The organism is Pseudomonas orientalis, from assembly GCF_001439815.1.
In the GTDB taxonomy this organism is placed as follows: Bacteria; Pseudomonadota; Gammaproteobacteria; order Pseudomonadales; family Pseudomonadaceae; genus Aquipseudomonas; species Aquipseudomonas orientalis.
In genome coordinates, this window is sequence record NZ_JYLM01000006.1 from 194,922 (window position 1) to 213,899 (window position 18,978).

Below are 18,978 nucleotides of genomic sequence, written 5' to 3' on the forward strand. Positions count from 1 at the left end.
TACCTTCTACCGGCGCAAAGGTGCAGGGCCGCATGGCGGCTGACATCCCTGTCTAACTCAACTGCGACGCGAGGTAATCGACCAGCGCGGCAGGGCTGGCCCCCGGCCTGCGCGTGAACCAGCCGAGCTTGTGCTGCAGGGTGGCTGGCGTGTAGGCGGCATACAGATCAGGACGCTGCTCTTGCAGCCATTGCAGCAGGTTGTCGATCAGCACACGCGGCGACTGCTCCTCCATATGCCTGAGCAACGATGCAGGTACTCGCCACCACGGGCACACTTGAGCTGGCGTGACCGGGCCAGTCGCCACGGTAAGCGGCTGACCATTGATCAGGTAACGCCCAAACACTGGCAAGACCTTGCCCGCCTCGTCACCCAATTGCTGCCACATCGGCTGAAACCAGGCGCCGTCCCAGAAGCGGAAAAATACCGCCTGGTCATCGGGCATCACTACCTTGCTCAAGCTTTGCAGGTGAGCGACCACGCTTTCCAATGCGCTGGAGGATACCGCCAGCCACCCCCAATCCGTGGCTTGCGCGGCGGCGACCCAATCGAAAAACGCACTGTCCGGCTCGACGATGCCCACGTAAGGCATCACCTCCTGCCATTGAGCGTAGGCCGTGCCTGCCCAGATCGCTTGCGGCAGCGGTCCCGCCGCCGCGGCTTGCCAGGCGGCGAGCGGCTTGGCGTCGCTGACATTGCCCAGTACGGCATAGATTCGCTCATCGGCACGCAGGGGGAACTGTGCCAGCCAGGTGCGCGGGTCCATGGGTCTATGCATCAGGAAACACTCCACGCATGCCCGACGATATCGCACTGCCCGGCCCGGCAACGCTCGCACTCTTCGCAAAAAGGCGCGCTGCGTTTCAGGCTGGCCACTTGCACAGGGCTCAGGGGGAACGGGATAACCGCCTGCACCGCCTCCTTCAAACCCGGCGTCAACGGCGCTGTGGTAGCCGCCGGCGCCCCGCCGGGCTGGATCGGCACGCTGCTGAAAATGCCGCCCGCCGACAGCGTGATCGACTGCCCTCCCGCCTGAATCGTAACGCTGGCCCCCGCATCGATGACAATGCTTTGCCCAGCCCCCAGTTGAAGGGTGCAACCGGCACGCAGGTGCTGCGAACCGCCGATCACCAGGTGGTCATCCTGTTTGAGTTCAGTCAGGCGATTGCCATGGGTGATGCGCTGCTCTTCGCCCTGCAATTCATGGTGGGACTCGCCGCCCACCGTGACCCGGCGCTGGTTATCCACCTGCACCTGCTGGTCATGCAACACGTGCTGGGTCCAGTCGCGCTGAGCGCGCAGGTAGATTTCCTCGGCGCCCTTGCGGTCCTCGATGCGCAGTTCGTTGTAGCCACCGCCACCGGGGCTGCTCTGGCTGCGAAAGATACTGCGGGTGTTATCCGCCGGCAGATCCAGGGGCAAACGATTCGCCGCGTTGGGCAAGCAGCCCATTACCAGCGGCATGTCCACGTCGCCATCAACGAAACCCACCAGCACTTCCATGCCGACTCGTGGGGTCAGCACCGCCCCATAACGGTCATGGGCCCAGCCGCTCGCTACGCGCAGCCAACAACTGGAATGTTCGTTGTGTTCCCCGTCGCGATCCCAGGCCATCTGCACTTTGACCCGACCGTATTCGTCGCAATGCACCTCGCTGCCGACAGGCCCGGTGACCACCGCGTTCTGATAGCCCGACAGGTGTGGGCGGGGCACGATCAAAGGTGTTCGAAACGGCACATCCCAAGGCGTCACGACAAATTCGTTGCTGTAGCCTGCGGGTATGTCATCCCCATAGGTCTCAGGCGCAGACTCCTCCAGGACCTGCGGCTGCTGTCCGGTATGGTGCAGCTGGGTGACCAGCCACAGATCATTCCACTCCTGACGCGGGTGGCCGGCCATCTTCAGAAACTGCCCGGTGACCAGGGCCGGCTGGTCGCTGGTACCGCTGGCCTGGCGAAAGTCGCTGCGGTGACGCTCCAACACACGCTGCGCCAGGTACTTGCCGTGCGCTCGGTCCGTGAAGTAACCCGGGTAGCGGTGCTCGTCGAGGGACGGGCGTTGCCCGCTGGACGCCGTGCTTTCCAATACCAGGCTGGGCTTCCTGAAATCGTAGGCCCGCAGGTTCACACCGGCGCAGCGGGTTTCGAGGCGCAGGATAAAGCGCTTGATCGCAGGAGCCTCGGCCACCATCCCGGAGCCGGCCAGGTAGGGCGTGTCCTGGTCCGGCCGGCTGAACACACTCTGGTCATCGCCAAACACCAGCAGATGACGCTCGGGACTGTGCTGGAAGTGATAGTGAATGCCCGACTCGACGCACAAGCGCTGGATGAACTGCAAATCGGTTTCGTCGAACTGAACACAGTACTCACGCTCGGGATACTGACCGCTCAGGCGAAACACGAAGGTATTGCCTGGAATACCCTGAGCCTGCAGCACCAGCGCAATGATCTGCGGCACGGTTTTGTGCTGAAAGATCCGCTGGTGGCTGCTGTGTTCCAGATACGCCAACTGCGGCACCAGGGTGATCTGATAACGGGTCAGGCGCTTGCCCGAATCGCCTTGCGCGACGCGATAAACCTGGCCATGAATACCGTGACCCTGGGCGTCGAACCCCAGAAATGCCTGACGGTGCAGAAGGCTGTCGAGGTCAAGGTCGGGTTGTTGGCTGACCAACTCAAGGTCAAAGCGAAAGGGCAGGCTGATAAATTCATCGCCCATGAATCCATGAACCTTGAGATCACAAGGCTCCCCTTCCAGGGTCAGGTTAAAGGCACTTTGATTGGCAGGAGCGAACATCCGGTGTTTCTCTGCGAAGGGTGAGTGAGCGATTCTGCAACAGCCATTTACCGAGTCGGGCACTGCTGCGGAAAATAAGTAAGGTCCTACATCGACGGCGCCGGATTCCTCAGAACTGACTTCTCCTGATCGTTCCCACGCTCTGCGTGGGAATGCCGCCCGGGACGCTCCGCGTCCTGCTTTCAGCGAAACACTGGCATTTGCGCAATGGTGACGCGGAGCGTCACCGGATGCATTCCCACGCGGAGCGTGGGAACGATCAGGCAAAAAAAAGGCCCTCATCCATAGGATGCGGGCCTTCTTTCGATCACCAGGCGATCAACGCCCGGCAGTGTTACTTGTTGAGGTTGTAGTCTTTTTCCGCTGCATCAAAGCGCTCGACCATACCCACCGTCGGTGCGCCCATCTTGCTGACGAAGTAGATCGCCAGACTGGCGAAGATGAAGCCTGGGATGATTTCGTACAGGCCCAGCAACTCGAAGTGCTTCCACACGATCACGGTCAACGCGCCAACCAGGATGCCGGCCAGTGCGCCGTTGCGGGTCATGTTTTTCCAGATCACCGAGATCAGCACCACAGGGCCGAAGGCGGCGCCGAAACCGGCCCAGGCGTAGCTGACCAGGCCCAGTACGCGGTTTTCCGGGTTGGCGGCCATGGCGATGGCAATCAAGGCCACCACCAGCACCATGATCCGACCGACCCACACCAGCTCAAGCTGGGAAGCGCCCTTGCGTAGGAACGCCTTGTAGAAGTCTTCGGTCAGGGCGCTGGAGCACACCAGCAACTGGCAGCTCAGGGTGCTCATCACGGCCGCGAGGATGGCCGACAGCAGGACACCGGCAACCCATGGGTTGAACAGGATCTTGGCCAGTTCGATAAACACGCGCTCAGGGTTTTCGGTCACGGGACCGGCCACCTCAGGATGCGCCGAGAAGTAAGCGATGCCGAAGAAGCCCACCGCCACGGTGCCGCCCAGGCACAGGATCATCCAGGTCATGGAGATGCGACGCGCCTTGGCGATCGACTTCACCGAATCAGCCGCCATGAACCGCGCAAGGATGTGCGGCTGGCCGAAGTAACCCAGGCCCCAGCCCATCAGCGAGATGATGCCGATGAAAGTGGTGTTTTTCAGCATGTCGAAGTTGGTCGGATCCTGGGCTTCGATGGCCAGGAAGGTGGTATCCACGCCGCCGGTGGCCAGCAGCACGATGATCGGCGTCAGGATCAACGCGAAAATCATCAGCGTGGCTTGTACGGTGTCGGTCCAGCTGACCGCCAGGAAACCGCCGATAAAGGTGTAGGCGATGGTCGCCGCGGCACCGGCCCACAGCGCCGTCTCGTAGGACATGCCGAAGGTGCTTTCGAACAGGCGGGCACCGGCCACAATGCCGGAGGCGCAGTAAATGGTGAAGAACACCAGGATCACTACGGCGGAGATGATCCGCAGCAGCCCGCTTTTATCTTCGAAACGGCTGGAGAAGTAATCCGGCAGCGTCAGGGCGTCGCCATTGTGTTCGGTCTGCACCCGCAGGCGACCGGCCACGAACAGCCAGTTGAGGTAGGCACCGACGATCAGGCCGATGGCAATCCAGCTTTCCGACAAGCCAGACATGTAGATCGCACCCGGCAAGCCCATCAACAACCAGCCGCTCATGTCCGAAGCACCGGCCGACAATGCGGTCACCACGCTGCCGAGGCTGCGACCGCCAAGGATGTAATCGGAAAGGTTGTTGGTGGAGCGATAGGCCATCAAGCCGATCAGCACCATTACTGCGATATAGATCACGAACGTGATCAGGGTTGGATTACTAACGCTCATATGAGTGACGCCCTGGCTTTGTTTTTATGTAGCGACGGTCTGTCGGCCCGCTACCGGTAGTAACCGATAAACGAGGCTGAATGCCGCGCATTTATGACTGGCGTTTCCCCAGGAAAGCCGCCAGCCGATGAACCAAACCGTAGAGGTGGTTGCACCTTGGTGCGCGAATGCTATTCAACAATGTAAATAAGGTGCAACCAGTTTCTTGCGAATAAGTTGCACCTGGGCGCATTTCAGCACAAACGCTGTGTTTTTGCTCCTTTTCGGAGCAAGGACACCCAATCTCAGAAGCAAATGCACCGACAAGAGGCCGATTCATTAGAAGGCCGGATTTTTCCGATCAAGCGTCGAAAATTTCATCAACAAAAAGGGTTGCACCCGGTTGCACCTCGCCATGGGCAAAGCTAATCTTGCCGCCAGCAGATGCCACTCGGTAGTGGCACCCATGAGGATAAGAAAATGGCTACGACCACCCTTGGGGTCAAACTCGACGACCCGACCCGCGAACGCCTCAAGGCTGCCGCGTCCTCCATTGATCGCACGCCGCACTGGCTGATCAAACAGGCAATTTTCAATTACCTGGAGAAACTCGAGGGTGGTGCAACCCTGAACGAGCTCAATGGCTTGAGTGCCAAGGAAGCCGACGAGGCGGGCGAGGTCCAGGCCGACCACGCGCACCAGTGCTTCCTTGAGTTCGCCGAGAGCATCCTGCCGCAGTCCGTATTGCGCGCCTCGATCACCGCTGCTTACCGTCGCCCTGAGCCGGAAGTGGTGCCGATGCTGATCGAGCAGGCCCGCCTGCCGGCAGACATGGCCGAAGCCACCAACAAGCTGGCCGCCACGATTGCCGAGAAACTGCGTAACCAGAAAAGCGCCGGCGGCCGTGCCGGTATTGTTCAGGGTCTGCTGCAGGAATTCTCCCTGTCGTCCCAGGAAGGCGTGGCGCTGATGTGCCTGGCCGAAGCGCTGCTGCGCATCCCGGACAAAGGCACTCGCGATGCGCTGATCCGCGACAAGATCAGCACCGGCAACTGGCACCCGCACCTGGGCAACAGCCCGTCGCTGTTCGTCAACGCCGCCACCTGGGGCCTGCTGTTGACCGGCAAACTGGTCGCCACCCATAACGAAGCCGGTTTGACCTCGTCCCTGAGCCGCATCATCGGCAAAAGCGGCGAGCCGATGATCCGCAAGGGCGTCGACATGGCCATGCGCCTGATGGGCGAGCAGTTCGTCACCGGCGAAACCATCGCCGAAGCCCTGGCCAATGCGAGCAAGTTCGAAGCCAAGGGCTTCCGCTACTCCTACGACATGCTCGGTGAAGCCGCCCTCACCGAACACGATGCCCAGAAGTACCTGGCTTCGTATGAACAAGCCATTCATTCCATCGGCAAGGCATCCCACGGCCGTGGGATCTATGAAGGCCCGGGCATCTCCATCAAGCTCTCCGCCCTGCACCCGCGCTACAGCCGTGCGCAGTACGAGCGGGTAATGGACGAGCTGTACCCGCGCCTGTTGTCGCTGACCCTGCTGGCCAAGCAATACGACATCGGCCTGAACATCGACGCCGAAGAAGCCGACCGCCTCGAGTTGTCCCTGGACCTGCTCGAGCGTCTGTGCTTCGAACCGCAACTGACCGGCTGGAATGGTATCGGTTTCGTGATCCAGGCCTACCAGAAGCGTTGCCCGTACGTGATCGATTACGTGATCGACCTGGCGCGCCGCAGCCGCCATCGCCTGATGATCCGCCTGGTAAAAGGCGCGTACTGGGACAGCGAAATCAAGCGCGCCCAGGTCGAAGGCCTGGAAGGCTACCCCGTGTACACCCGCAAGGTGTACACCGACGTTTCCTACATTGCCTGTGCACGCAAACTGCTGTCGGTGCCGGAAGCCATCTACCCGCAGTTCGCCACGCACAACGCCCACACGCTGGCAGCCATCTATCATATTGCCGGTCAGAACTATTACCCCGGCCAGTACGAATTCCAATGCCTGCACGGCATGGGTGAACCGCTGTATGAACAGGTTGTCGGCAAGGTTTCCGAAGGCAAGCTGAACCGTCCGTGCCGCGTGTACGCACCGGTCGGTACTCACGAAACACTGCTGGCGTACCTGGTGCGTCGATTGCTGGAAAACGGTGCGAACACCTCGTTCGTCAACCGCATCGCCGACCACACCATCTCGATTCAGGAGCTGGTGGCCGATCCAGTGGCGAACATCGAGCAGATGGCGACCGTGGAAGGCGGCTTCGGTCTGCCGCACCCGCGTATCCCGCTGCCGCGTGACCTGTATGGCCGCGACCGCGCCAACTCGTCCGGTATCGACCTGGCCAACGAGCATCGCCTGGCATCGCTGTCCTGCGCCCTGCTGGCCACCGCTCACAACAACTGGAAAGCCGCGCCGATGCTCGGTTGCGCCTCCAGCGAACAACCGGCTGCGCCGGTGCTGAACCCGTCCGACCTGCGCGATGTGGTCGGTCATGTTCAGGAAGCCACGGTCGAAGACGTCGACAATGCGATCCAGTGCGCCATCAGTGCCGCGCCGATCTGGCAGGCCACCCCGCCTGCCGAACGCGCCGCGATCCTGGAACGCGCCGCCGACCTGATGGAAGGCGAGATCCAGCCACTGATGGGCCTGCTGGCCCGTGAAGCCGGCAAGACCTTCGCCAATGCCATCGCCGAAGTGCGCGAAGCCGTGGATTTTCTGCGCTACTACGCGGTGCAGGCACGCAATGATTTCACCAACGACGCCCACCGCCCACTGGGCCCGGTGGTGTGTATCAGCCCGTGGAACTTCCCGCTGGCGATCTTCAGCGGTCAAGTGGCCGCTGCGCTGGCCGCCGGTAACCCGGTACTGGCCAAGCCTGCCGAACAAACCCCGCTGGTCGCCGCCCAGGCCGTGCGCATCCTGCTCGAAGCCGGTATTCCGCAAGGCGTGCTGCAATTGCTGCCGGGCCAGGGCGAAAGCGTCGGTGCGCGACTGGTCGGCGATGAGCGCGTCAAAGGCGTGATGTTTACCGGTTCCACCGAGGTTGCACGCTTGCTGCAACGCAGCGTGGCCGGTCGCCTGGATGCCCAGGGGCGTCCGATTCCGCTGATCGCCGAAACCGGTGGCCAGAACGCGATGATCGTCGACTCGTCGGCGCTCACCGAACAAGTGGTCATCGACGTGGTGTCGTCGGCCTTCGACAGCGCCGGCCAACGCTGCTCGGCCCTGCGCGTCCTGTGTTTGCAGGAAGATTCGGCAGACCGCGTCATCGAAATGCTCAAGGGCGCCATGGCCGAATGCCGCCTGGGCAACCCGGAGCGCCTGTCGGTGGATATCGGCCCGGTGATTGACGCCGAAGCCAAGGCCGGCATCGAGAAACACATCCAGGCCATGCGCGACAAAGGCCGCAATGTGTATCAGGTGGCGATTGCCGATGGCGACGAGATCAAGCGTGGCACCTTCGTGATGCCCACCCTGATCGAGCTGGAAAGCTTCGACGAGCTGCAACGGGAAATCTTCGGCCCGGTGCTGCACGTGGTGCGCTACAAGCGTAAAGAGATCGACCAGCTCATCGGCCAGATCAACGCATCCGGCTACGGCCTGACCCTGGGCGTGCACACCCGCATCGACGAGACCATCGCCAAGGTGATCGACAACGTCAATGCCGGTAACGTCTACGTCAACCGCAACATTGTGGGTGCCGTGGTCGGTGTGCAGCCGTTCGGCGGCGAAGGCCTGTCGGGTACCGGCCCGAAAGCCGGTGGCCCGCTGTATCTGTACCGCCTGCTGTCGACCCGTCCTACCGATGCGATCGAGCAATCCTTCGTACGTGGCGACGCATTGACGGCACCGGACCTGCGCCTGCGCGACGCCATGAGCCAACCGCTGACCGCCCTGAAAACCTGGGCCGACAGCCACACGTTCAGCGAACTGAGCGCCCTGTGCACGCAATTTGCCGCACAGTCGCAAAGCGGTATCACCCGCCAACTGGCCGGCCCGACCGGCGAACGCAACAGCTATGCGATCCTGCCGCGCGAACACGTACTGTGCCTGGCGGAAGTGGAAGGTGACCTGCTGACCCAACTGGCTGCGGTATTGGCGGTAGGCGGTTCGGCGGTATGGCCGGAAACCGAGCTGACCAAAGCCTTGTTCATACGCCTGCCGAAAGATATTCAGGCGAAGATCAAGCGCGTGGCCGACTGGACCAAGGACGATGTGGTGTTCGACGCGGTCCTGCATCACGGTGATTCCGACCAACTGCGCGCGGTGTGCCAGCAAGTGGCGCAGCGTGGCGGGGCGATTGTTGGGGTGCATGGTTTGTCCCAGGGCGAGACGGCGATTGCGCTGGAGCGCCTGGTCATCGAGCGCGCATTGAGCGTCAACACCGCTGCGGCAGGCGGCAACGCCAGCCTGATGACCATCGGTTAAACGCGGTAAAAATGTGGGAGGGGGCTTGCCCCCGATTGCGGTGGATCAGCCAGCTTATGTTTGGCTGACACACTGCTATCGGGGGCAAGCCCCCTCCCACATTTGGCCTCATTGCAAATCGCGGCCTGCGTTTTGCCCCTCCATCACCCAGATCAATCTTGCTATCCAGCCTCTATTCGCGCACTTAGACTCAGGGCAATTCCTTAAAGGTAAGCCGCCATGTCCGAGACGCTGCTCAGTTCCCGCAATCTGGCTTTCGAGCTGTACGAAGTCCTCGATGCCGAGGGCCTGACCCAGCGCGAGCGGTTTGCCGAGCACACTCGCGAAACCTTCGATGCCGCCATCGGCACGGCGCGCAGCATCGCCGAAAAGTACTTCGCGCCCCACAACCGCAAGAACGACGAAAACGAACCGCGCTACGAAGACGGCAAGGCGATCCTGATTCCGGAAGTAAAGCCGGCCGTGGACGCGTTTCTCGAGGCGGGTTTCCTCAATGCCGCGCGCAGTTTCGAAGCCGGTGGCATGCAGTTGCCTACGTTGCTGTCCCAGGCCTGCTTTGCGCACTTCCAGTCGGCCAACGCCGCGTCCACGTCCTACCCGTTCCTGACCATGGGCGCCGCCAACCTGATTGAAAGTTTCGGCACCGAGGAGCAGAAACAGCGCTTCCTGCAGCCAATGATCGACGGACGTTTCTTCGGCACCATGGCGCTCACCGAACCGCATGCCGGGTCGTCTTTGTCGGATATTCGTACACGCGCAGAGCCTGCGGCTGACGGTACCTATCGCCTGAAGGGCAACAAGATCTTCATTTCCGGCGGCGACCACCCGCTGTCGGAAAACATCGTGCATATGGTGCTGGCCAAACTGCCCGACGCACCGGCTGGCGTGAAGGGCATTTCGCTGTTTATCGTGCCCAAATTCTTGGTCAACGATGACGGCAGCCTGGGTGAGCGCAACGACGTGCTGCTGGCCGGACTGTTTCACAAGATGGGCTGGCGCGGCACCACGTCCACCGCACTTAACTTCGGCGATAACGGCAACTGTGTCGGCTACCTGGTGGGCAAACCGCACCAGGGCCTGAGCTGCATGTTCCAGATGATGAACGAAGCCCGCATCGGTGTGGGCATGGGCGCGGTGATGCTCGGTTACGCGGGCTACCTCTACTCGCTGGAGTACGCGCGCGAACGTCCGCAAGGCCGCCTGCCGGACAGTAAAGACCCGAGCACCGCGCCGGTATCGATCATCCAGCACGCCGACATCAAGCGCATGCTGCTGACACAAAAAGCCTATGTGGAAGGCGCCTTCGACCTGGGCCTGTACGCCGCTCGCCTGTTCGACGACACCACCACCCTGCCGACCGACGACGAACGCAAGCAGGCCCACGAGCTGCTGGACCTGCTGACCCCCATCGTCAAATCCTGGCCGTCGGAGTTCTGCCTCAAGGCCAACGAACTGGCGATCCAGATCCTGGGCGGCCACGGCTATACCCGTGAATACCCAGTGGAACAGTACTACCGCGACAACCGCCTGAACCCGATCCACGAAGGCACCCATGGCATCCAGTCCCTGGATTTGCTCGGGCGCAAACTGGCGCAGAACGGTGGTGCCGGTCTCAAGCAATTGATTCGCCTGATCGCCGAGACAGGCGCCCGGGCACAGCAATACCCGTCGCTCACCGCCCTAAGGGAACCGCTGGAGCAACTGGTCAATCGCCTGCAAAGCGTCACCCTCGGCCTGCTGACCGATCTTGCCCAAGGCAAGGTCAACAGCAGCCTGGCGAACTCGGCGCTGTACCTGAAGGTGTTCGGGCACACGGTGATTGGCTGGCGCTGGCTGGAACAGGCGATTCGCGCCGAAGCAGGGCTGGCCGGGGGCAATGCCGCCGACGTGGCCTTCTATAAAGGCAAGCTCCAGGCCGCCCGGTACTTCCTGACCTGGGAAGTACCAGGCTGCCATCATGAACTGGCGATTCTGGAGGCACGTGACGATACGTGCCTGGGGATGCAGGATGCGTGGTTTTAAGGCTGGATCGCCTTGGAAATCACTTCGACCGTGGCGCTGACTTGCTCTTGGTAACGGTCGAGTTCCTGTTGGTGAGCCTGCTGCATTTCGATCTGCTCGGCGCACAGGTTCAGCGCGGCCAGTACCAATAATTTGTCGCCGATCAGGGTCGGGTACTTTTTCTTGGTGGTGGCCAGGGAGGCCTTGAGCATGGTCACGGCGTGCATCAGGGTCTGGTCTTCCCCGGCCGGCGCCTTGATCGAGTAATCCTCTCCGAGAATCGAAACGACCTTTATCCCTTCGTTCATGCGCTGACAGGCCCTGCGCTCACACGCTCAACCAGTGCCTGGATGCGCGCGGCGGTGGCGCCGTGTTTTTCTTCCTGCTCCATCAGGTTCAGTTGCAGGCTGTCGTTTTCGTCCCGTGCGCGGGCAAGTTCGGCCTTGAGGGATTCGTTGCTGCCCAGCAGGTCCTGATTCTGCTGTACGAGGTCGCTGACCAGTTGTTCCAGTTGGCTGAGGGATGCTTCTAACATTTTGATTTCTCGAGCTTTTAAAAGGGCGGTGACGATAAAGAAAATTCACCTCGGATGCCAGGGTTATCCCCCGGCGCGCAGCCCGATTTCTAAGGCCCGGGCCGCACTTTCGAGCCTTAGTGACTGCAATTACCCGATCTGGTTCCTGAATCGCTGCAACCCCCGGTCAGATGCGACAAAAACGCACAGCCCCTTAAGACTTTAGTCGTAGGGCCGATACGCAGTGCACACCCCGTCTCATGGCCGCACGGATCGCGCTTCCTCCAGGACTCCAGCATGTCTCTTCGTAATATGAATATCGCACCGAGGGCCTTCCTCGGCTTCGCGTTTATCGGCGCCTTGATGTTGTTGCTCGGCGTGTTCGCGCTGAACCAGATGAGCAAGATCCGAGCGGCCACCGAAGACATCACCCTGTCCAGCGTGCCCAGCATCCGCGCCCTCGACGAATTCACCCAGCTGACGTTGCGCCTGCGTGTGTTGTCGTACCGCTTGCTCACCAACCGCGAGCCGGATGTGCAGCAAAAGACCCTGGAAGCGTTCGATGTGCGCAACCAGCAGATCCGCACCGCCCAGGGCGTGTATGAAAAGCTGATCGAGAGCAGCGAAGAGCGTTCCACCTACAATGAATACGTGCGACTGCTGGCTCAGTATCATCAGATCGAAGAGCGCATGAAGAGCCTGTCCCGGGCCAATCAGGTAGAGGAGTTGCGCACCCTGCTCAACACCGAACTGCTGACCAACTCCGAGCAGGTCAACGCGGTACTCAACCGCCTGCTGGAAATCAATAACGCCATGGCCCTGGACACCAACCAGCAGGCCGAAGACCAGTACAACCTGGCCTTCAACATGGTGGTAGGTCTGCTGGTGATCGCCACCGCGCTGACGCTGTTGTTCGCGTGGCTGCTGACCCGCAGCATCACCGTGCCGATCTCCCAGGCCCTGGAAGCGGCGGAAGAAGTGGCCGAAGGCAACCTCACGCGTCCAATCAAGGTCGACGGCAACGACGAAGCCGGCCGCCTGCTCGCCGCCATGGCCAAGATGCAGGACAAATTGCGCGACACCTTGCAACGCATCGCCGGCTCGGCCACGCAACTGGCGTCGGCCGCCGAAGAGCTCAACGCCGTCACCGACGAAAGCGCGCGCGGCCTGACCCAGCAAAACAACGAAATCGAACAAGCCGCCACCGCCGTCAATGAGATGACCAGCGCGGTCGAGGAAGTCGCACGCAACGCCGTGAGCACCTCAGAAGCCTCGCGCAACGCCACCACCTCTGCCGGCGACGGGCGTGACCTGGTGCAGGAAACCGTCAGCGCCATCGAACGCATGAGCGGCGATGTGCAAGCCACCGCAACCTTGATCGGTGAGCTGGCCAATGAATCGCGCGATATCGGCAAGGTACTGGACGTGATCCGTGGCCTGGCCGACCAGACCAACCTGCTGGCCCTCAACGCAGCGATCGAAGCGGCGCGGGCCGGTGAGGCCGGGCGTGGTTTTGCCGTGGTGGCGGATGAAGTGCGCGCATTGGCCCATCGCACCCAGCAGTCCACCAGCGAGATCGAACGCATGATCGGCAGCATCCAGGCCGGCACCGAGCATGCGGTGGATTCGATGCGCAACAGCACCGAGCGCGCCGAATCGACGCTGAATATCGCCAAGGGCGCGGGGCTGTCGCTGGACACCATCAATACCGCGATTGTCGAGATCAACGAGCGCAACCTGGTGATCGCCAGCGCGGCGGAAGAACAGGCGCAGGTCGCACGGGAAGTCGACCGTAACCTGGTGAACATCCGTGACCTGTCGGTGCAATCGGCGACCGGCGCCAGCCAGACCAGCGCGGCGAGCAGCGAGCTGTCGCGCCTGGCGGTGGACTTGAATGGCATGGTCGGCCGCTTCCGCCTCTGACTGACCACACTGGCTTAAAAAATGTGGGAGGGGGCCTGCCCTGATGCCAGTCTGTAGGAGCGAGCTTGCTCGTGAAAAACGTCAACGATAACGCGTGCTTCCTGACTGAACGCGGCGCCTGTGAGTTTTTCGCGAGCAAGCTCGCTCCTACAAAAAGCCTTGCCCCCTCTCACATTTGGTTTTGCAAGAATCAGAAAAAGCTTTTTGACAGCACGGCAATTCAACAGGTTAGAATCCCTGGCACGCAGACTGCATGGTCAGTTTGCGCCCTGTCTTTCATGCTCTGGAGTACTGCCTTTGAATGCGACGACCATCAACAGCCTGTTCTTGATCGGCGCGTTGCTGGTGAGTGCGAGCATTCTGGTGAGTTCTCTTTCGTCGCGCTTAGGGATTCCGATCCTGGTGATCATCCTGGCCGTGGGCATGCTCGCCGGCGTCGATGGCGGCGGCATCATCTTCGATAACTACCCGACCGCCTACCTGGTGGGCAACCTGGCGCTGGCCGTGATCCTGCTCGACGGCGGCTTGCGCACACGGGTGGCGAGTTTCCGCGTGGCGCTCTGGCCGGCCTTGTCCCTGGCCACGGTGGGGGTGCTGATCACCACCGGCCTCACCGGCATGGCGGCGGCCTGGCTGTTCGATCTCAATATCATCCAGGGCTTGCTGATCGGCGCCATTGTCGGCTCCACGGACGCCGCGGCGGTGTTCTCGCTGCTGGGCGGCAAGGGCCTGAACGAACGGGTCAGCGCCAGCCTGGAAATCGAATCGGGCAGCAACGACCCGATGGCGGTGTTCCTTACCGTGACCCTGATCGACATGCTCGCCAGCGGCCAGACCGGCCTGCATTGGAGCCTGCTGACCCACCTGATCCGCGAATTCGGCATCGGCGGCCTGGTCGGCCTGGGCGGCGGCTGGCTGATGCTGCAAATGGTCAACCGCATCAACCTGGCCAACGGCCTGTACCCGATCCTGGTGATCGCCGGCGGCCTGTTTGTGTTCGCCCTGACCAACGCCCTGCACGGCAGCGGCTTTCTCGCCGTGTACCTGTGCGGCCTGGTAATCGGCAACCGCCCGGTGCGCAGCCGCCACGGCATCCTGCATATGCTCGACGGCATGGCCTGGCTGGCGCAGATCGGCATGTTCCTGGTGCTGGGCCTGCTGGTCACGCCCCATGACCTGCTGCCCATCGCCCTGCCCGCCCTGGGCCTGGCGCTGTGGATGATCCTGTTTGCGCGGCCTCTTTCGGTGATGGTTGGCCTGCTGCCGTTCAAGGCCTTCCACGGCCGCGAAAAAGCCTTTATCGCGTGGGTCGGCCTGCGCGGCGCGGTGCCGATCATTCTTGCGGTGTTCCCACTGATGGCCGGCCTGCCCCATGCGCAGCTGTACTTCAACCTGGCGTTCTTTATCGTACTGGTCTCGCTATTGGTGCAGGGCACCAGCCTGCCGTGGGTGGCCAAGTTGCTCAAGGTCACCGTACCGCCGGACCCGGCGCCGATTTCCCGCGCCGCCCTGGAAGTGCACGTCACCAGTGAATGGGAGCTGTTCGTCTACCGCCTGGGCGCGGAAAAATGGTGCATCGGCGCCGCCCTGCGCGAGCTGAAAATGCCCGAGGGCACGCGGATCGCCGCACTGTTCCGTGGTCAGCAACTGCTCCATCCGTCGGGTAGTACGGTGCTGGAAGTCGATGATCTGCTCTGCGTCATCGGCCATGAACACAACCTGCCGGCCCTCGGCAAACTGTTCAGCCAGGCACCGCAACGCGGCCTCGACCTGCGCTTCTTCGGCGACTTCGTACTGGAAGGCGACGCCCAGCTGGGCGCGGTGTCGGCGTTGTACGGGCTCAAGCTCGAGGGTATCGACCCGGACATGCCGTTGAGCCGCTTCATCACCCAGAAAGTCGGCGGCGCGCCGGTGGTGGGCGACCAGGTGGAGTGGAACAACACCATCTGGACCGTCGCGGTCATGGACGGGAACAAGATCGGCAAAGTCGGCGTCAGATTCCCCGAAGGAAGTCGCCCGGGCCCCGGGCTCTTCCTCTAAACTGCGGGGCGACAACGCCCCGATTCTTCACCTTGCTCGACCGGTCTCTATGCCAACCCTGCGCACTTTTCTCGTTACTGCCCTGCTGGGCCTGACCCTTTGTGTCGGCACCGTCCACGCCGCCGACCCGCCCAGCGCCGACGCTGTCCAGCAAAGCCTGGACAAACTGCCCGACCGCAAGCTGCCCGACGCCGACATGAAGGCGTTGCAGGGCATCCTGCAACAGACCCTGACGTACCTGGCCAACAAGCAGGATTACGAGCAGCGCCTGGCCGATCTCAAACGCCAGCTTGAGGACGCGCCGCGCCAGACTGTCGAAAACCAGCGCGAGCTGACCCGGCTCAAGGCCACCAAAATCGTCCCGGTGGCCCAACGCTACGCCAGTCTGCCCGTGCCGCAGCTTGAGCAATTGCTGGTGCAGCGCAGCACCCAGCAAGGCGACCTGCAAAAAGAGCTGGCCGATGCCAACAGCCTGACCATCGCCGCCCAGACCCGGCCCGAGCGCGCCCAGACCGAAATCAGCAGCAGCCAGACGCGCATCCAGCAAATCAATGCGACCCTCAAGACCGGCAAAGACAACGGCAAAGCCCTCAACGCCGACCAGCGCAACCAGCTCAACGCCGAACTCGCCGCCCTGAATGCGCTGATCCCCCTGCGCCGCCAGGAACTGGCCGGCAACAGCCAACTGCAAGACCTGGGCAACAGCCAGCACGACCTGATCCAGGAAAAAACCGCGCGCCTGGAGCAGGAAATCCAGGATCTGCAAACCCTGATCAACCAGAAACGCCTGGCCCAGTCCCAACAGACGGTGACCCAACAGTCCATCGAAGCGCAGAAAGCCGGCGGCAGCAGCCTGCTGGCCACGGAAAGCGCGGCCAACCTGAAGCTCTCCGACTACCTGCTCAAAAGCACAGACCGCCTCAACGACCTGACCCAGAAAAACCTGCAGACCAAGCAGCAACTGGACACCGTCACCCAGAGTGATTCGGCGCTGGACGAGCAGATCAACGTGCTCAAGGGCAGCCTGCTGCTGTCCAAGATCCTCTACAAACAGAAACAGGCGCTGCCGCGTCTGACCGTCGACCGAGATCTTGCCGACGACATCGCCAACATTCGCCTGTACCAGTTCGAGGTCAACCAGCAGCGCGAGCTGATCAGCTCCCCCAGCGCTTATGTGGATAACCTGCTGGCCAACCAGCCGCCGGACGACGTCACCCCGCAGTTGCGCCGCACCCTGCTGGAGCTGGCGATTACCCGCAGCGACCTGCTGGAGCGCCTGAGCCGTGAATTGAGCGCGCTGCTCAACGAATCCATCACCCTGCAACTGAACCAGAAACAACTGCTCAGCACCGCGACCACCCTGCGCGCCACGCTCGATGAGCAGATGTTCTGGATTCCGAGCAACAAACCGCTGGACACCGAGTGGCTGGAAACCGTACCGGCGCACCTGAGCAAGCAAATCACCACCCTGCCCTGGGCCTCCAGCGTCAGCGAACTGTATGACGGCCTGACCCAGCGCCCGCTGCTGTTCCTGCCGCTGCTGCTGTTGATCGGCGCGCTGCTGTGGCGGCGCAAGGCGCTGTATCAGCGCCTCAATAAAGTCCATCTGGACATCGGCCACTTCAAGCGCGACAGCCAGTGGCACACGCCGCAGGCGATCCTGATCAATATCCTGCTGGCGATGCCGGTGTCCCTGGGCCTGGCGCTGTGCGGCTATGCACTGCAGATCGACGCCCGTGGGCAAAACGCCAACCTGGGTTCGGCCCTGCTGCAGATCGCCCAGGCCTGGCTGGTGTTCTACACCGCCTACCGCATCCTGGCGCCCGGCGGCGTGGCCGAGCTGCACTTTCGCTGGGAAAAACCCCAGGTCGAGTTCCTGCAGGGCTGGGTGCGCAAGCTCGGGCTGGTGGTACTGGCCTTGGTGGCCGTGGTTGCCATTGCCGAGCACCAACCGGCGGCACTCGCCGAAGACGTGCTGGGCATCGCCGTGGTCCTTACCTGCTACGCCCTGATGGCGTGGTTGCTCAGTCGCCTGCTGCTCAACAGCCCCACCCATGAAAAAGCCTCGCTGTTTCGCAAGACGATCGGGCTGGTCTTCACCGCCCTGCCCGTCGCACTGTTTATTGCCGTGTGCTTTGGCTACTACTACACCGCCCTGAAACTCAGCGACCGCTTGATCAACACCCTGTACCTGCTGATGTTCTGGCTGGTGATCGAAGCCACCTTCGTGCGCTGGCTGAGCGTCGCCGCACGGCGCCTGGCCTATGCTCGCGCCCTGGCCAAACGCCAGGCCGCCAAGGACGCTGGTGAAGGCGAAGCCGTGGTGGAAGAGCCGACACTGGACATCGAAAAGGTCAACGAACAATCCTTGCGCCTGATCCGCCTGGCCCTGCTCGGCGGGTTTATTGCGGCCCTGTACTGGGTATGGTCGGACCTGATCTCGGTATTTTCCTACCTGGATAACGTCACGCTGTACGAATACACCAGCGGCACGGGTGCGAATATCAGCATGGTGCCCATCAGCATCGGCGACCTGCTCGGCGCATCGATCATCATCGGCATCACCTTCGCCCTGGCGCGCAACCTGCCCGGCCTGCTGGAAGTCCTGGTGCTGTCCAAGCTGGACCTGGCCCAGGGCAGCGCCTACGCCACCACCACCTTGCTGTCCTATATCATCGCCGGCGTAGGGTTCGTCACCACGCTGTCCACCCTGGGCGTGAGCTGGGACAAGCTGCAATGGCTGGTCGCGGCGCTGTCGGTGGGCCTGGGCTTCGGCATGCAGGAGATCTTTGCCAACTTCATCTCCGGCATCATGATCCTGTTCGAGCGCCCGGTGCGTATCGGCGACACCATCACCATCGGCAACCTGTCCGGCACGGTGAGCAAGATCCGCATTCGCGCCACCACCATCACCGACTTTGACAACAAAGACATCATCGTCCCGAACAAGACCTTCATCACCGGACAGCTGATCAACTGGTCGCTGACCGACACCATCACTCGCGTCACCCTGAAGCTGGGCGTGGACTACGGCTCCGACCTGGACCTGGTGAAGGAATTGTTACTGAAGGCTGCGCGGGAAAACCCACGGGTACTGAAAGAACCGGAACCTCATGTGTACTTCCTCAACTTCGGTGAAAGCACCCTGGACCACGAACTGCGCATGCATGTGCGCGACCTGGGCGACCGCAACCCGGTGCTGGACGAGGTCAACCGTTTTATCAACCGTGAGTTCAAGAAGCAGCACATCAACATCTCGTTCAGGCAGATGGAGATCTACCTGAAAAACCTCCACGGCCAGGAATACAAATTGGTGCCGGCCGAGGATGAGCGCAAGACCATCGTCGCGCCCGAGCAGGATGCCCCCGAGCCGCCCGCCGGAAAGGTCGAGGATGCGCCTGAACCACCGCCGAGCAAACTCGACTAACGAACTGAGCCCCAGCCAAATGCTGGGGCATCCTGCTGGAGATGC

Annotated in this window: 10 protein-coding genes and 1 pseudogene; 6 read left to right on the plus strand and 5 right to left on the minus strand. The window is 61.9% G+C overall.

Annotated features, from left to right (window positions below; translation table 11 throughout):
- Positions 1–52: 52 nt before the first annotated feature.
- From TU82_RS16580 to putP, 3 genes are all read right to left on the minus strand, one after another.
- On the minus strand, positions 53–778 hold the full coding sequence (locus TU82_RS16580) for a DUF4123 domain-containing protein (RefSeq protein WP_057724378.1): 726 nt from the start codon (positions 776–778) through the stop codon (positions 53–55).
- Positions 778–2,796: a type VI secretion system Vgr family protein gene (locus TU82_RS16585; RefSeq protein WP_057724379.1), complete on the minus strand. Its 2,019-nt coding sequence runs from the start codon at positions 2,794–2,796 to the stop codon at positions 778–780. The genes TU82_RS16580 and TU82_RS16585 overlap by 1 nt, the downstream gene beginning before the upstream one ends.
- A 334-nt stretch (positions 2,797–3,130) precedes the next feature.
- Entirely contained in the window at positions 3,131–4,615 is a 1,485-nt protein-coding gene (gene putP, locus TU82_RS16590; protein ID WP_057724380.1) for a sodium/proline symporter PutP, read from the minus strand.
- 459 nt (positions 4,616–5,074) lie between these two features.
- On the opposite strand from putP, the gene putA reads away from it, so the two are divergent.
- Together putA and TU82_RS16600 are read left to right on the plus strand one after the other, a co-directional pair.
- Positions 5,075–9,028: a trifunctional transcriptional regulator/proline dehydrogenase/L-glutamate gamma-semialdehyde dehydrogenase gene (gene putA, locus TU82_RS16595; protein ID WP_057724381.1), complete on the plus strand. Its 3,954-nt coding sequence runs from the start codon at positions 5,075–5,077 to the stop codon at positions 9,026–9,028.
- Positions 9,029–9,247: 219 nt separating this feature from the next.
- Positions 9,248–11,050, plus strand: coding sequence for an acyl-CoA dehydrogenase (locus TU82_RS16600; RefSeq protein WP_057724382.1), 1,803 nt, complete (start codon positions 9,248–9,250; stop codon positions 11,048–11,050).
- On the opposite strand, the gene TU82_RS16605 is transcribed toward TU82_RS16600, so the two are convergent.
- On the minus strand, positions 11,047–11,337 hold the full coding sequence (locus tag TU82_RS16605) for a cell division protein ZapA (protein WP_057724383.1): 291 nt from the start codon (positions 11,335–11,337) through the stop codon (positions 11,047–11,049). The genes TU82_RS16600 and TU82_RS16605 overlap by 4 nt on opposite strands.
- On the minus strand, positions 11,334–11,564 hold the full coding sequence (locus tag TU82_RS16610) for a hypothetical protein (protein WP_057724384.1): 231 nt from the start codon (positions 11,562–11,564) through the stop codon (positions 11,334–11,336). Before TU82_RS16610 ends, TU82_RS16605 begins: the two co-directional genes overlap by 4 nt.
- Before the next feature lie 291 nt (positions 11,565–11,855).
- Here TU82_RS16610 and TU82_RS29605 point away from each other — a divergent pair.
- The 4 genes and pseudogenes from TU82_RS29605 to mscK form a co-directional block, all read left to right on the plus strand.
- Positions 11,856–12,611: pseudogene (locus TU82_RS29605) on the plus strand (MCP four helix bundle domain-containing protein); the annotation flags it as partial.
- On the plus strand, positions 12,603–13,466 hold the full coding sequence (locus TU82_RS29610) for a methyl-accepting chemotaxis protein (RefSeq protein ID WP_371914206.1): 864 nt from the start codon (positions 12,603–12,605) through the stop codon (positions 13,464–13,466). The pseudogene TU82_RS29605 and the gene TU82_RS29610, both read left to right, overlap by 9 nt.
- Positions 13,467–13,763: 297 nt before the next feature.
- Complete coding sequence (locus tag TU82_RS16620; RefSeq protein WP_057724386.1) at positions 13,764–15,506, plus strand: potassium/proton antiporter; 1,743 nt, start codon at positions 13,764–13,766, stop codon at positions 15,504–15,506.
- Positions 15,507–15,555: 49 nt separating this feature from the next.
- Entirely contained in the window at positions 15,556–18,933 is a 3,378-nt protein-coding gene (gene mscK / locus TU82_RS16625; protein WP_057724387.1) for a mechanosensitive channel MscK, read from the plus strand.
- The last annotated feature ends 45 nt before the right edge of the window (positions 18,934–18,978 follow it).

Coding starts and splice junctions, on each gene's coding strand:
- TU82_RS16580 (WP_057724378.1), bottom strand. CDS start 778: ATGCATAGACCCATGGACCCGCGCACCTGGCTGGCACAGTTCCCCCTG.
- TU82_RS16585 (WP_057724379.1), bottom strand. CDS start 2,796: ATGTTCGCTCCTGCCAATCAAAGTGCCTTTAACCTGACCCTGGAAGGG.
- putP (WP_057724380.1), bottom strand. CDS start 4,615: ATGAGCGTTAGTAATCCAACCCTGATCACGTTCGTGATCTATATCGCA.
- putA (WP_057724381.1), top strand. CDS start 5,075: ATGGCTACGACCACCCTTGGGGTCAAACTCGACGACCCGACCCGCGAA.
- TU82_RS16600 (WP_057724382.1), top strand. CDS start 9,248: ATGTCCGAGACGCTGCTCAGTTCCCGCAATCTGGCTTTCGAGCTGTAC.
- TU82_RS16605 (WP_057724383.1), bottom strand. CDS start 11,337: ATGAACGAAGGGATAAAGGTCGTTTCGATTCTCGGAGAGGATTACTCG.
- TU82_RS16610 (WP_057724384.1), bottom strand. CDS start 11,564: ATGTTAGAAGCATCCCTCAGCCAACTGGAACAACTGGTCAGCGACCTC.
- TU82_RS29610 (WP_371914206.1), top strand. CDS start 12,603: ATGCAGGACAAATTGCGCGACACCTTGCAACGCATCGCCGGCTCGGCC.
- mscK (WP_057724387.1), top strand. CDS start 15,556: ATGCCAACCCTGCGCACTTTTCTCGTTACTGCCCTGCTGGGCCTGACC.